Annotated in this window: 9 protein-coding genes and 1 pseudogene; 6 read left to right on the forward strand and 4 right to left on the reverse strand. The window is 51.5% G+C overall.

All coding sequences use genetic code 11. The features are described from left to right. Nucleotides 1-603, forward strand: a pseudogene (locus PPL9_RS02225) (hypothetical protein); the annotation flags it as partial. 115 nt (nucleotides 604-718) lie between these two features. Here the strand turns inward: PPL9_RS02225 and rpoD are convergent. From rpoD to PPL9_RS02240, 3 genes are all read right to left on the reverse strand, one after another. Further along, entirely contained in the window at nucleotides 719-2839 is a 2121-nt protein-coding gene (gene rpoD / locus PPL9_RS02230) for an RNA polymerase sigma factor RpoD (protein WP_057461117.1), read from the reverse strand. A gap of 538 nt (nucleotides 2840-3377) precedes the next feature. Next, nucleotides 3378-5348: a DNA primase gene (dnaG, locus tag PPL9_RS02235; RefSeq protein WP_057461118.1), complete on the reverse strand. Its 1971-nt coding sequence runs from the start codon at nucleotides 5346-5348 to the stop codon at nucleotides 3378-3380. 182 nt (nucleotides 5349-5530) lie between these two features. Further along, nucleotides 5531-6175, reverse strand: a complete 645-nt coding sequence (locus PPL9_RS02240) for a GatB/YqeY domain-containing protein (protein ID WP_306418668.1) — start codon at nucleotides 6173-6175, stop codon at nucleotides 5531-5533. A gap of 67 nt (nucleotides 6176-6242) precedes the next feature. Between PPL9_RS02240 and carA the strand changes: the two genes are divergently transcribed. Then, the gene (gene carA, locus PPL9_RS02245; RefSeq protein WP_057461120.1) at nucleotides 6243-7433 is read left to right on the forward strand and encodes a glutamine-hydrolyzing carbamoyl-phosphate synthase small subunit; all 1191 of its coding nucleotides are present in this window, start codon (nucleotides 6243-6245) and stop codon (nucleotides 7431-7433) included. Between the two features lie 177 nt (nucleotides 7434-7610). Here the strand turns inward: carA and PPL9_RS02250 are convergent, their stop codons facing one another. Further along, the gene (locus tag PPL9_RS02250; protein ID WP_208860172.1) at nucleotides 7611-8060 is read right to left on the reverse strand and encodes a MerR family transcriptional regulator; all 450 of its coding nucleotides are present in this window, start codon (nucleotides 8058-8060) and stop codon (nucleotides 7611-7613) included. Nucleotides 8061-9344: 1284 nt separating this feature from the next. On the opposite strand from PPL9_RS02250, the gene PPL9_RS02255 reads away from it, so the two are divergent. The 4 genes from PPL9_RS02255 to PPL9_RS02270 all read left to right on the forward strand — a co-directional run. Then, nucleotides 9345-9578, forward strand: coding sequence for a helix-turn-helix transcriptional regulator (locus PPL9_RS02255; protein ID WP_057461122.1), 234 nt, complete (start codon nucleotides 9345-9347; stop codon nucleotides 9576-9578). Between the two features lie 179 nt (nucleotides 9579-9757). Then, nucleotides 9758-13120, forward strand: a complete 3363-nt coding sequence (carB, locus tag PPL9_RS02260; RefSeq protein ID WP_057461123.1) for a carbamoyl-phosphate synthase large subunit — start codon at nucleotides 9758-9760, stop codon at nucleotides 13118-13120. 96 nt (nucleotides 13121-13216) lie between these two features. Next, the gene (greA, locus tag PPL9_RS02265; protein ID WP_057461124.1) at nucleotides 13217-13690 is read left to right on the forward strand and encodes a transcription elongation factor GreA; all 474 of its coding nucleotides are present in this window, start codon (nucleotides 13217-13219) and stop codon (nucleotides 13688-13690) included. Between the two features lie 388 nt (nucleotides 13691-14078). Continuing rightward, on the forward strand, nucleotides 14079-14783 hold a 705-nt coding region (locus PPL9_RS02270), incomplete at its 3' end, for a protoglobin domain-containing protein (protein WP_244273334.1).

Raw genomic sequence — 14783 nt, forward strand, 5'->3', positions numbered from 1 at the left:
ATCACATTGCTTGGGGTGTGGTTTACAGCTGCCGTCTTGCTTGCCAAGGCAGATCTGTTCACGCTGCCCACCGAAGTCCCACAGGTTCCACGATTGATCCTTCTGCTTCTGGGCGGCTCCCTCACCGTATGGGCCCTGGCAAACTTCACGGCAGCAGGACGCAAGATTCTGGAAGCCACAGACCAAAGCATCTTCATGGGAGTTCAAATCCTGCGTGTGATCGGCTTTGTGTTTCTAGTCGGGTGGGCAATGGGGCCAGTGCCATGGGAATTTGCCATGCCAGCGGGCCTTGGAGATATCACAACAGGCATTCTGGCCGTGTTTGCTTACAAAGCAGCCCGCAGCAACGCCGCCAACGCCCGTACTCTCATGATCCGTGTTCACATTCTCGGCCTGTTGGATTTCGTGGCCGCAATCGGCACAGGTGTCCTCACCTCAAACGGCTACTTCCACCTGCTCTCAACAGATGCTCCCAACATCATAGACAACTACCCCCTCGTCCTCGTCCCGGCCTTCTTCGTCCCCCTCTTCCTGACAGCGCATATTCTGTCGATCCAGAAGATGGTGACAGAAAATAGGAAAGAGAAAACGGTAGCAGCATAACTCTCAATTAATGCAGGAAAGCCCGTCCACTCTCCAGCCAGAAAGTCTCAACCCAACAAAAAAGCCGGTCTCCTCACAGAGACCGGCTTTCTTAATTCTCAACCAATGCAGCGGGTTAGCTGTCCAGGAAGCTCCGCAGTTTGCGGGAGCGGCTTGGGTGCTTCAGCTTACGCAGCGCTTTCGCTTCAATCTGACGAATACGCTCACGGGTAACGGAGAACTGCTGACCAACCTCTTCCAGAGTGTGGTCGGTGTTCATGCCGATGCCGAAGCGCATACGCAGGACACGCTCTTCACGAGGTGTCAGCGATGCCAGAACGCGGGTCGTGGTCTCACGAAGGTTCGCCTGAATAGCCGCATCAATCGGCAGGATGGCGTTTTTATCCTCAATGAAGTCACCAAGATGGCTGTCTTCCTCGTCACCAATCGGTGTTTCAAGGGAGATAGGCTCCTTAGCGATCTTCAGCACCTTGCGAACCTTCTCAAGCGGCATCTGCAGCTTTTCAGAGAGCTCTTCCGGGGTTGGCTCACGGCCAATCTCGTGAAGCATCTGACGAGAGGTACGAACGATCTTGTTGATCGTCTCGATCATGTGCACCGGAATACGGATGGTGCGTGCCTGATCCGCGATGGACCGGGTGATCGCCTGACGAATCCACCAGGTCGCATAGGTGGAGAACTTGTAACCGCGGCGGTATTCAAACTTGTCTACCGCCTTCATGAGGCCAATATTACCTTCCTGAATAAGATCCAGGAACTGCAGGCCACGGTTGGTGTATTTCTTGGCAATGGAGATAACGAGACGAAGGTTCGCTTCCACCATTTCCTTCTTCGCGATACGTGCTTCGCGCTCACCCTTCTGCACCATGGAAACCAGGGTACGGAATTCGGTGATCTCAAGACCAGTCTCAGTCGCAAGCGTCTGAATCTCGCCGCGCAGTTCGCGGATCATATCGCCATCATTAGTCACAAACTTCTTCCAGCCACGGCCAGAAAGGTTTGCAACTTTGCGGATCCAGTTCGGATCCAATTCAGAACCCTGATAGTATTTGATGAAGTCAGCGCGGTTAACACCGTTGCTGTCTGCAAGACGCAGCAAGCGACCTTCATAACCCATCAGCATTTTGTTGATGGAGTAAAGCTGCTGAACCAGCGTCTCAATACGGTTGTTATTGAGGTGCAGGCTCTTCACTTCAACAATGATGTCTTCTTTGAGCTTCTTGTAACGACGCTCCTGAGACGGAGACAGAGTTTTGTTAGCCAGCTTGTTTTCAACCAGCTGATCCTGAAGCTTGCGCAGCTTCTTGTAATCCTCTGTGATCTTGTCAAAGATCTCAACGACCATAGGCTTCAGTTCTGCTTCCATTACAGAAAGAGAAACGTTTGCCTCGTACTCGTCGTCATCGTCATCAGTGGTTTCACCACCTTCTGCAGGTGCTTCACCCGGCGCACCCGAAGCGGTATCACCTGGTGCAGCAGCGGCAGGAGCCGCAGCACCGTTAGGCTTGCGGGCTTCTTCTTCCTTGCGCTTGCGGGCTTCTTCTTTTTCCTTAAGGCGCACGGCCTCAGGAACTTCACCCTCGCCAGCGTTTTCCTGCTCAGAAAGGTCATCATCAGATGGACCGTTCTTGTCATCAGGTCCGGAATATGTTGCATCCAGATCAATAATGTCACGCAGCAGAACCTTGCCTTCAGCCAGCTCCTCACCCCAGATGATAATCGCCTGGAAGGTCAGTGGGCTTTCGCAAAGACCTGAGATCATAGCCTCACGGCCAGCCTCAATACGCTTTGCAATGGCAATTTCGCCTTCGCGGGACAACAGCTCAACAGAGCCCATCTCGCGCAGGTACATACGCACCGGATCATCGGTACGGTCTGTAGGTTCTTTGGCAGTCGTGGTTTTGGTAACAGCAGTAGAAGAAGCAACAACCAACTCACCGCCGTCTACAGCGGGTGGAGCTTCCTCTTCTTCTTTACCTTCTTCTGCATCTTCCGCCTCAACAACGTTGATGCCCATTTCAGAAAGAAGCGACATGGTGTCTTCAATCTGCTCAGAGCTCACCTGATCAGGTGGAAGAACTTCATTCAGTTCGTCATAAGTGATGTATCCGCGTTTTTTCGCGGACTTGATCATTTTCTTGACGGCGGCGACCGACAAATCCAAGAGCGGACCATCTTGTCCCTCTGCGCCTGCCGGTTCCTGCGTATCTTCAGCTTGTGTCGCCTTCGTCGCCATATTCTGCTCCAAAGTCGCTGGTCGTGCTCCAGCGAACTATCGCGTTACGCAATCAATCGCCCCCGTGTTTGGACCACACAGGCGGCATTTGAATCACATTTGACTTTGGGGTTTAACGCAAAGTCCCTTAAACCTGACTTAACCCTGGTATCAAAATGTTTTCACGGAATTGAAAACCCAAAACTCATTCGGGCAGGACTGCTCACCGGCATCCCTACCGTTTTAGGCCGTATCCGGCACATTCCAGGCATCGACAGCGCTGATTATCCGATTATGATATCGCCGCTTTAAAGACATCTAAGGTCTACGGGCGCTCGTATCGGCTGTCTGACTTAGTGTATGTAGCCCGCCTTTTGTGATTCGCAAGGGCGATTCGGCATGGTCAATCTGATTCTGGGGGATTTTGGACAGTTCATTGCCTGTTTTTCTGGATAACTTTGAAAAACAAGAGTTCTTCCATCACAATTCCACCTCAAGTTGCGATCACCAGATCCTCTGGGGGAAGCAGATAAACAGACCCGCAATCCCTCCTCTCAGATCAAGCCAGAACAGACCCTTTTGAGGAGCGCATTTTGGCTGCTCGCTCCGCCAGCTCCTGCTCATCACGCAGGCAATCCTCACGGCGACGAGCCAAATCCTGCGTAAGCGCCTGAAACCGGCCCCAGCTTTCTTCGGTCAGATCTTGCTCCATGGCCCGCGTTTCATGCTCAAGCTCCTGCTCCAACATGCGCAACTCAAGCATATCAGCATAATTCAGGAACAGCATCTCCACAAAGTCCTCGGGCGGGTCTTCCTTCAAAACCTGCAGACGATTGGTCAGCGCATCCCAGCGGCGCAAGGTACTTGCCTTGCTGCTATCGCTTTCAGAGCTTGCGCTCACAATAGCTTCCTGCAGGATTTGATAGAACCGTTCATCCAGCTTGTTATAGATCTGCGTTACAGCACCTTCAGCAAGGTCCGTCGCAATCCGAACCAACGCTGTCATGAACATGGAGTGCAGCTCGTTGGAATACGTTAGCTGGGAAATCCGTTCAAAGTGGCGGTCAAACAACTCCGGATACATCAGGCACATAGTGCAGAAACTGCGCTCTACCCCATAAGAAGGTGTATCGGGCGCTTCAACGCGGGCACGGGACGCCCACTCATCATCTGCACCTTGTTTCTTGTTGCCGCGCCAGCCCTCGTCACGCCCACCACCGCTTTTGCCACGGTTCCGGCGGCTCTCCTCGTAAAACAAGTTGGAGAGTTTGAGGCGCAAGTCCATCCGATAACGCTTCTGAACGCGCTCATCTTTGATGGTCCCAACCAGATCTTCAACGGCCTTTTCCAGCGCAGCTTTACGCTCAGGTGTATCAATCCGTGCTTGCTCGCTCTCACGGCGCCAAACCACTTCTGAAAGTGGCAGAGCTTTCTCAATCTCTCCGTACATGGCAGCAGTGCCACCAGCATTAATCACATCATCCGGATCCTGCCCGTCAGGCAAAAACGCAAACTGGAAAGACTTACCGCTGGTCAGAACTGGAAGAATACGATCAACCGCTCGGTGGGCAGCAGAGATACCGGCGACGTCACCGTCAAAGCAAACCACGGGCTCATCAGCAAACTTCCAAAGCCGCATAATCTGGTCTTCGGTAAACGCAGTACCCAAACTCGCGACCGTCGCTTTGATGCCAACCTGCCAGAGGGCAATGGCATCCATATACCCTTCCACCACAATCGCTTGTCCGCTCTCATAAGCAGGCTGGCGCGCGCGATGCGCATTAAACAGCATCGTCCCTTTGTGAAAGACAGGTGTTTCCGGTGAGTTCAGATATTTCGGCTGTCCATCCGGGTCCATGGTCCGGCCACCAAAAGCAACTGCCCTGCCCCGATCATCATGGATCGGGATCATCAGACGATTGCGAAACCGGTCATAGGACGGACGCCCATCCTCGGGTTTAATGAGCAAACCCACTTCAATCAGCTCAGCTTCAGTGACGTCTTTCGCCATCAAAGCCTTCTTCAGATTGTCACGTCCAGGAGGCGCAAAACCAAACTGAAACTCATTCAGCGTCTCGGCACTCAAACCGCGCCGCTGCACATACTCTTGCGCAGCGCGCCCATCAGCAGACTGGAACACATGCCGAAAATAGCGTGCCGCCATCTCACAAACATCGGTCAGAGAATTGCGCTTTGCAGCTCGTTTTGCCGCCTGAGGATCGGGCGCAGGCATGGCGATTCCGGCTACACCAGCCAGTTCTTCCACAGCTTCAGGGAAACTGAGGCCCTCAGTCTCCATCAGAAACTTGAAATGATCTCCACTTTCACCACAACCAAAGCACTTGTAGCGGTTGCGGCGCTCATCAACATGAAAGCTGGGAGACTTCTCTGAATGGAAGGGACAACAGGCCCAATAATCACCCTTTCCGGGCTGCGATTTACGCCGATCCCAGGTTACACGTCGCCCCACCACATCTGTAAGCGAGACGCGGTTGCGAATGTCATCAAGAAAGAGCTGATCGAAACGCATAATGGTCCAATTTGTCGTAGTGGCCTGAAAGCAGCTGAGCTGGGTATTATATAGCCGTGAAGGCCCCAAGAAGCCAGCAAAACCCCCATTTGCGCTGGCTTAACTCAATTTATCGCTTCAGGAAAAAAGAAAAGCCGCATCATGATGACGCGGCGGCCTGTAAGTGCTCCAAAAACGTTGACTTACTGCGGAGCTCGCAGCATCTGCTTCACCATGCAACTGGCTTTCGCAAAGTCCATCTGGCCCGGATAACGCTCTTTCAGCTCGGCCATGCAGCGTCCCATATCACGCAGCCCACGCGCTTCAACGCACTCGACAACTGTTTGACAAACAAGCTTCATTTCGTACTCGCTGAGCTGCGAAGGCAAGAATTCACGGATCATTTCCGCTTCTTCACGCTCTTGCACAGCAAGCTCTACCTTACCGCTCGCTTCACAATGCGCCGCTTCCTGCTCACGCTGGACTAGCATGGTGTGCAGGAGGTCCATCAGCTCTTCGTCGCTTAAGCCATCACGGCCTTGCTCACGAGCAGCCATATCCCGGTCCATAATGGCAGCGGTGATGAGGCGCAACGTGGCGGCACGTCTTTTGTTAGTGTCTTCTTGCGCGGCTTTCAGCGCATTCGCTATTTTGTCTCGCAACATACTAAAGGAACCCTGACGCGGAAACTTTAAAAGAGGCTCTCCAAATCCCGGATAATACGTCTCATCCATCTGATTTGGGCTGATTTCCTGTAACTCGAGCGCTATTATTTCTACACGAGTGATATTGACCAGAGGAACCCCTTCTCCTATGGTCCCGGCCTTGATGCGACTGTGACGCGCCAAAGTCAAGTCCCTTCGGTGCGTTTCAGATGGACGCATACTGTCATCAACCGTATCAAGAAAGCAAGTGATGAAAGCTCAAGACGCGTGGTCAGCACCTAAACCTACCGCCCTCCTCGTTCTCGCAGACGGTACAGTCATTGAAGGCCGAGGCGTTGGAGCTCTTGGAACAGCGTCCGGCGAAGTCTGCTTCAATACGGCAATGACCGGGTATGAAGAGATTCTCACAGATCCTTCCTATGCAGGACAGATCATCACCTTCACGTTCCCCCATGTTGGCAATGTGGGCGCGAACGAAGACGATGTTGAAACTGTAGATATGGAAGGCACGTCTGGCGTACGAGGCGCGATTCTGCGCACCGACATCACCACCCCTTCCAACTATCGCTCTGGCAACCACTTCGACGCATGGCTCAAGGCACGAGGCATTGTTGGACTGACCGGCGTAGACACCCGCGCATTAACAGCTCTCATCCGCGAAAAAGGCATGCAGAACGCCGTGATCGTTCATAACGCTGATGGTGAGTTTGATGTGGAAGCGCTGAAAGCAGAAGCAGCCGGCCTCCCGGATCTGGAAGGCATGGACCTTGCAAAAGGCGTGAGCACTCAAAAAACCTACGACTGGAACGAAACCACCTGGGATTGGGAGGACGGGTTTGGCGCTCAGAACAAACCAAGCCATCACGTGGTTGCTCTGGATTTTGGTGTAAAGCGTAACATTCTCCGCCTTCTGGCAGATGCCGGATGCCGCGTAACTGTGGTGCCTGCAACCACTTCTGCTGAAGACGTCCTCGCTCTTAAGCCGGATGGAGTATTCCTGTCCAACGGCCCTGGCGATCCAGCTGCAACAGGTGAATATGCGGTTCCAACCATCCGTAGTCTCGTGAAGTCTGGCCTGCCGGTCTTCGGTATCTGTTTGGGTCACCAGATGCTCGCGCTTGCACTTGGTGGCACCACCACAAAGATGCATCAGGGCCATCACGGCGCAAACCATCCGGTTCACGATTACACCACCAACAAGGTTGAAATCACCAGCATGAACCATGGCTTTGCTGTGAGCGCTGGCAGCCTGCCCGACAACGTGGAAGAAACACACGTTTCCCTGTTTGACGGCACCAACTGTGGTCTGCGTGTAAAAGATGCGCCTGTCTTCTCAGTACAGCACCATCCGGAAGCGTCTCCTGGCCCACAAGACAGCCACTACCTGTTTTCTCGCTTCATTGAGCTGATTGAGAACCACAAGACACCTGCAGCCGCTTAGAGCGCGTTCGCTCATCAAAACGGCACGGCAGAATGAATAAAAGCGGGGTCCAGCACCCCGCTTTTCTTTTGCCCGATCGTAGGCAGATCGTGACCGGAAACACCGCCTCAGCAACATCAAGGCAACAAAAAACCCGGCACCAAGGGAGCCGGGTTCCGTAACTCTTATCAGAAGCGATTAAGCTGCTTCTGTTTCCAGCATGCTGCTCAGTGCATGAGACACACCGCGAACTTCCGCAATTTGTTCTTGAAGCGCTTGCTCCTGCTCATGAAGCAGCTGCTCCTGCGCACCACAAATTTCCTGAAGTTCTTTAAGTTGCTCAGGACGAGGGCTGGAACCCTCAACGAGTTTGATAATACGACGAACTTCTGCCAGCGTCAGACCGATCTTCTTGGCCTGCAAAATGACCCGCATGCGGCTCACATCACGACCTCTGTAGAAGCGGCGTGCTCCACGACGTACTGGGTTAAGAAGCCCCTTCTCCTCATAAAATCGTAGTGTACGCAGAGTGACGCTAAACAATTCTGACATTTCAGAGATTGCGAGCAGTTGACCGTCCCCATCGTCCTCACGAATAGGTCCAGCGATATCCGCAGCGACATCTAGCTTACTAGGAATACTGTTCATTTCCATTTGCCCGGTGGTTTGTATGTTAAACCTTAGAAGAGTTACAAAAGCTCATCATTTCAGCTCCCCACCCGGTGCCTCCATGAATTCCCCTAATAACTTTTGTACTCCCCCACTTCTGTACTAGCTTATGCAGTAGCATTTGATACCCACTCACACTGCGGAAGCTTTTCGATGTTCATTTGAACAATCTTCAATGCATTCCCAGTGAGGAATGAGTCCCCCCACTTTCAAAGTCCTCAATGAAATCTATGATAATTCATATTGGACAATTGATAATCTACACAAGGAAACTGATAAAATATAGCCCGACATCGCATTTTTTACTTCGTAAATGCAACGTATACACTAGGACATCCGAGAATTAACATCATAAGTAGTTATACTAGATAAGTATTATAAAAAAATAGGGGCACATACTTTTGCAGTTCCGCTGATTTATTCTACATTTTCCGGCAAATACCCAAAGATGTTCCTGCGTTATCCGAGCTAATATACTATAGAAGCGTCAATTACATATTGTCTATAATATGTGAACATGACGAAGAGATAGCCAGAGTGAGCAATATAACTTCTAACTACTCTCCTTCTTTAGATCTGCTCTGACTTTATTCTTTCTCAGTAAAACGAAAATTGGCTGACCAAATGATCACTCTGCACATTTTTTAAACAGGATGTTCATTTTTCGCGCTGCAAAACTTTGAACTGCCGTCGCGTACAGAGGGGGTAATGTGAAATCTGACACGTTAAAAGGCAAGATTACCCAAAGATTCACTAGGTCAAAAATGCCAGATTGTGCGCATTGCACAATTTTGGCCACCCAATTTCATTAATTGAATCATCTTCAGCATGTGCAAGCCAGAAGAAAGACACCCTCTTCAGCAGGTAAACTCAATTTACCATCAAACACGTACTTGCGCTTAGCCCCTCAACAGGCCATTGACGATCCGTCTGATTTGAAATCTGAAAGTCGCATGACGGTGCACATCCATCTTTTTGCCCTTCAGATTAGCCCGATACAGGATGAGTTCGTTTAACATGATTATCTCCTTGATGAGCCGCGTGAATGGAAAGCCACCTCAGTTCTATGCAAAGAAATCACACAGGCTTACGGGAGTTTTCCTGAAACGCCACAACTATAAGCGCACTAATTGCGCCTCATCAAGGTAAATGGCGCAATTTTTGCGCTTTTTACATTCTGTTATATGCAATAGTACGAATGCAGATTATTATGCATCAGTCTGTACAATGAATTTTCAGTCTGGGAATCATTAGGTTAGTATCATGAAACCATCTCAGTTTCGGGCTTGGCGCAAGTCGATGGGCTATAAGCAAAAAGAGGCAGCGGAACGCCTCGGCTTAAAAAAACGAATGATTCAGTATTATGAAAACGGCAATCGTGACGGTAAACCGGTAGAAATTCCGAAGTCTGTCAGGCTGGCCTGTTATGCCTTAAGCACTGGTATTGCTGACTTTGATGGTGAGAAAACCACAGAGAACACGACATTAGCTGAATAAACTCCCCTTAAGTCTTGAGAAAAAAAACCGGATTATTTCGGAAATAGGCGTTCGTCGGGGTTTATCATTACTCGAATATTTCTTATAACGCGCGCTCAGCCGACATACTCCTAAAGAGGGCACCACCAGAGCACCGATCGGGTGCACTGGTGCTTAAACGCGAGCATATGTGAGTCACCATGCCTAAACGCAATGACATCCAATCTATCATGATCATCGGGGCTGGCCCCATTGTGATTGGTCAAGCCTGTGAGTTCGATTATTCTGGAACTCAGGCTTGTAAGGCACTGCGAGATGAGGGCTACCGAATTATCTTGGTGAACTCAAATCCGGCGACCATCATGACAGATCCGGATCTGGCTGATGCAACCTACATCGAGCCAATCACCACGGACGCCGTTGAAAAGATCATCGCCAAGGAAAAGCCGGACGCGCTCCTGCCAACCATGGGCGGCCAGACCGCACTCAACTGTGCGCTGGAACTGGACCGCAAAGGCGTGCTGAAAAAATACGGTGTCGAGATGATCGGTGCAAAAGCCGACGTCATCGACAAGGCTGAAGACCGTGAAAAATTCCGCGCTGCCATGGACAAGATCGGGCTGGAAAATCCACGCGCCGCAATCGCATCCTCTCCGCCAATCCTTGATGATGAAGGCACCATCACCGGATATGATCGCGGTGCCGGTTACGCTGAAGCCATGCGCCAGATCGACACCATCGGCCTGCCAGCTATCATTCGCCCTGCGTTTACGCTCGGCGGCACAGGCGGCGGCGTAGCGTATAACCGTGAAGAGTACGAACAGATTGTTCGCTCCGGTATCGATGCGTCTCCAAACGGTCAGGTGCTCATCGACGAAAGCTTGCTCGGCTGGAAAGAATACGAGATGGAAGTGGTTCGTGACACAGCGGACAACTGCATCATCATCTGCTCCATTGAAAACATCGACCCGATGGGCGTCCACACAGGCGATTCCATCACGGTTGCCCCTGCCCTGACCCTCACCGACAAAGAATACCAGATCATGCGGAACGCCTCGATTGCGGTTCTGCGTGAGATTGGCGTTGAAACAGGCGGGTCGAACGTTCAGTTCGCGGTCAACCCGGCAGATGGCCGTCTCGTTGTGATCGAGATGAACCCACGCGTCTCCCGCTCTTCCGCACTGGCATCTAAAGCAACGGGCTTCCCGATTGCAAAGATCGCGGCAAAGCTCGCTGTTGGCTACACCCTTGATGAGTTGGAAAACGACATCACCGGCGGAGCAACACCAGCCTCTTTTGAGCCAACAATCGACTACGTCGTCACCAAGATCCCACGTTTCGCGTTTGAAAAGTTCCCAGGCTCCGAACCAACCCTGACAACAGCAATGAAGTCTGTTGGTGAAGTGATGGCCATTGGCCGGACCTTCAAGGAAAGCCTGCAAAAAGCCCTGCGCGGTCTGGAAACAGGTCTGACGGGCCTCGACCCAATCGAAGTCGACGGCCTCGGCCACGGCGAAGACTACACCGCGATCCGCAAAGCGCTGGCTGTCCCAACACCAGATCGCCTGCTCAATGTCGCTCAGGCAATGCGCTTTGGCACCTCTGCAAAAGAGATCCACGACATCTGCAAGATTGATCCGTGGTTCCTGGAGCAGATGCAGGAAATCGTGGACATGGAAGCAAAGATCATCGAGCACGGCCTGCCAGACAACGCAGCCGCCATGCGCATGGTCAAAGCTATGGGCTTCTCAGACAGCCGTCTTGCGGTTCTCACCCAGACGACTGCTGACAAAGTAGCAGCTCTGCGGGCTGAGCTCGACGTGAAGCCAGTTTATAAGCGCATTGATACCTGCGCCGCAGAATTCGCGTCTCCAACGCCTTACATGTACTCCACCTACGAGACACCAACACCGGGTCTGCCGTCCTGCGAAGCAAACCCAAGTGAGAAGCAAAAGGTTGTCATTCTGGGTGGTGGTCCAAACCGGATTGGTCAGGGCATCGAGTTCGATTACTGCTGCTGTCATGCTGCGTTTGCGTTGAAAGATGCTGGCTTCGAGGCCATCATGATCAACTGTAACCCGGAAACAGTCTCAACAGACTACGACACCTCCGATCGCCTCTACTTCGAATCTCTCACCTCTGAAGACGTGCTGGAAATCCTCCGCCTTGAAAACTCCAAGGGCACACTCAAGGGTGTTATCGTTCAGTTCGGCGGCCAGACACCTTTGAAACTGGCACAAGCGCTCGTAGAAGCTGGCATTCCAATCCTCGGCACGTCACCAGACATGATTGACCTTGCAGAAGATCGTGACCGGTTCCAGCGTCTGCTGCACAGAATTGATCTGAAGCAGCCAGAAAACGGCATCGCCTATTCTGTTGAACAGGGCCGCCTCATTGCCAACCAGCTTGGCCTGCCGCTTGTTGTTCGCCCATCCTACGTGCTGGGTGGCCGCGCAATGCAGATCATTCGCGACGAGGAAGCGCTCAACAACTACCTGCTCGGCACACTGCCAGAGCTGGTTCCACATGATGTGCGCGCCAAGTACCCGAACGATAAAACCGGCCAGATCAACACCCTGCTCGGCACCAACCCGCTTCTGTTTGACCGTTATCTCGACGGCGCAATCGAAGTGGACGTGGACGCCCTGTGTGATGGCGAAGACGTCTTCATCTGTGGCATCATGGAACACATCGAAGAAGCTGGTATCCATTCCGGCGACAGCGCATGTTCCCTGCCAGCCTACACGCTGGATGATGAAACACTTGCCAGACTGGAAGAGCAAGGCCGCAAACTCGCTCTGGAGCTCAACGTTGTTGGCCTCATGAACGTTCAGTTCGCAATCAAGGACGGAGAGATCTACGTTCTGGAAGTGAACCCGCGTGCATCAAGAACAGTACCGTTCGTGGCAAAAACCATTGGCGTGCCGATTGCGAAAATCGCAGCCCGCGTCATGGCAGGCGAGAAACTGTCAAACTTCGACCTCAAGCCGAAAAAGCTGGATCATGTCGCAGTGAAGGAAGCGGTCTTCCCGTTTGCTCGCTTCCCGGGTGTTGATACGGTTCTCGGTCCTGAGATGCGCTCTACTGGTGAAGTCATGGGTCTGGACACAGACTTCTCCTTCGCATTCGCCAAGTCACAGCTCGGCGGAGGCACCGTTATTCCGGCAGGTGGAACAGTCTTCATCTCATTGAAGGATGCAGATAAGCCGAAAATTCTTGAAGCAGCTAAAAAACTTGTAGCATCAGGGTTTTCCATTATATCCACCGAAGGCACGCAAAGATACTTGGAAAACCAAGGCATCCCGTGCGCAAAGGTCAATAAGGTGCTTGAAGGGCGTCCTCATATCGTTGATGCTATCAAGAACGGAGAAGTTCAGCTCGTCTTCAATACTACCGAAGGCGCACAAGCACTTTCCGACAGTCGGTCACTTCGTCAAGCTGCGCTGATGAACAAGGTTCCTTACTACACAACTGTGGCAGGAGCCGTAGCAGCAGCTCAAGGCATCGAAGCTTTCCGAGCGAAAACGCTTGAAGTAAGGTCCCTACAATCTTACTTCTGCTAGTATAGTTTAACAGGTCCGGGTTGAGGCTTCTCAGCCCGGTCAGTTTTTTTAGTGTGATGGGCCACACCACCACAACGTAAGAAAGGTGTACGAGCCATGGAAAAGGTACCTATGACGCCGGAAGGTTATGTGATGCTCACAGAAGAGCTTAAGCATCGCACGACCGGAGAACGCCCGCGCATTATCGCAGCCATTTCCGAAGCACGTGCTCACGGTGATCTTTCAGAGAATGCGGAATACCACGCAGCGAAGGAACAGCAGAGCCTGAACGAAGGCCGGATCAACGAACTGGAAGCCCTTCTGGGACTTGCAGAAATCATCGATCTGACCAAACTCAGTGGCGATACTGTCAAATTCGGAGCAACCGTATCTCTCATTGACGAAGATACCGAGGAAGAAAAGAAGTACATGATCGTTGGTGATGTTGAAGCTGACGTAAAACGTGGACGCATTTCTATCTCCTCCCCAATTGCACGCGCACTCATCGGCAAGTCAGTTGGTGACAGCGTCGAAGTGACTGCTCCAGGTGGTGCACGCGGTTACGAGATTACTGAAGTCCAATTCGGTTAAGTAAATTGTAGAGCTGAATTCAGCATTTCAGGACTTCTCATGAACTGAGATAGTCCTTGCTGAATTTCAGAGCCTTATGATTTTAAGAAATGAAAGTGCCGCTCTGAGCGGCATTTTTTATGCAACCCACACGAGTTATCCACTAATTACAGAACAAACAATCGGTTCTTCGATAAGTTAACGGATTTACTTTAAAAATCTGAAAAAGCAGCAAAACCCTGCGACAATCTGGCACGTATCCCTGCCTAAAAAGCTCATATCACATCACAATCTGCGCTTACCAACACAATTATAAGTATATATTCGGCATTTTGCATGGATAAATCTACTTACTGTTAACCCTTGTAAATGCAAATGATCTCGACAAATTGACGGGAAATTTGCTGCCATGACCACCAATTCATTTTCAGGTCTGAAAAGCCAGCTCGGTTTTTTCAAAATTGATAGTCAGACCATACAAACACTTTCAGATCTCTGGCCCAGTGTTGAGGGCCACCTAACACAGATTTTGAGTGACTTTTACAACCACGTTCAGCGTGATCCGGAACTGAAGAAAAAGGTATCCGGCAAAGTTGATGGCTTGAAATCAGCTCAAGCAAGCCACTGGAAGATCCTGTTCACCGGCGGTTTTGACTCCACCTACATGGAGCGCGTTGACAAGATTGGCCGCGCCCACGTGTACACTAACCTTGAGCCGGATTGGTATATCGGTGGTTATACGTTTATTCTGGAAGAGCTGACCAAAGTGCTCGCCAGCAAGATGCGCTTTTCGCCAGGGCGCCTGTCGCGCAGCCTGATTGCTCTTCAAAAAGCAGTGATGTTCGACATGGGACAAGCGGTCTCCGCCTACCATCGTCACTACACAGAAGAACGTGATGAGCGCACTCACCAGCTTGAAGATGCTATCAATGCGTTTGAGCGGACAATCACCAAGCGGATAGAGCAGACAGCAGAAGCCGGCAATCGCGTCGAAAACTCTGCACTCACTCTTCGCGAGACATCCGAGCAAAGCAAAATGGCTGCAGAAGCTGCGAGCCAGTCTGCTGACTACACAGCCTCTGATGTCCACTCCGGTGCGGCAGCTGTTGAAGAG

The sequence above is a fragment of the Pseudovibrio sp. POLY-S9 genome (genome assembly GCF_001431305.1).
Lineage (GTDB): Bacteria > Pseudomonadota > Alphaproteobacteria > Rhizobiales > Stappiaceae > Pseudovibrio.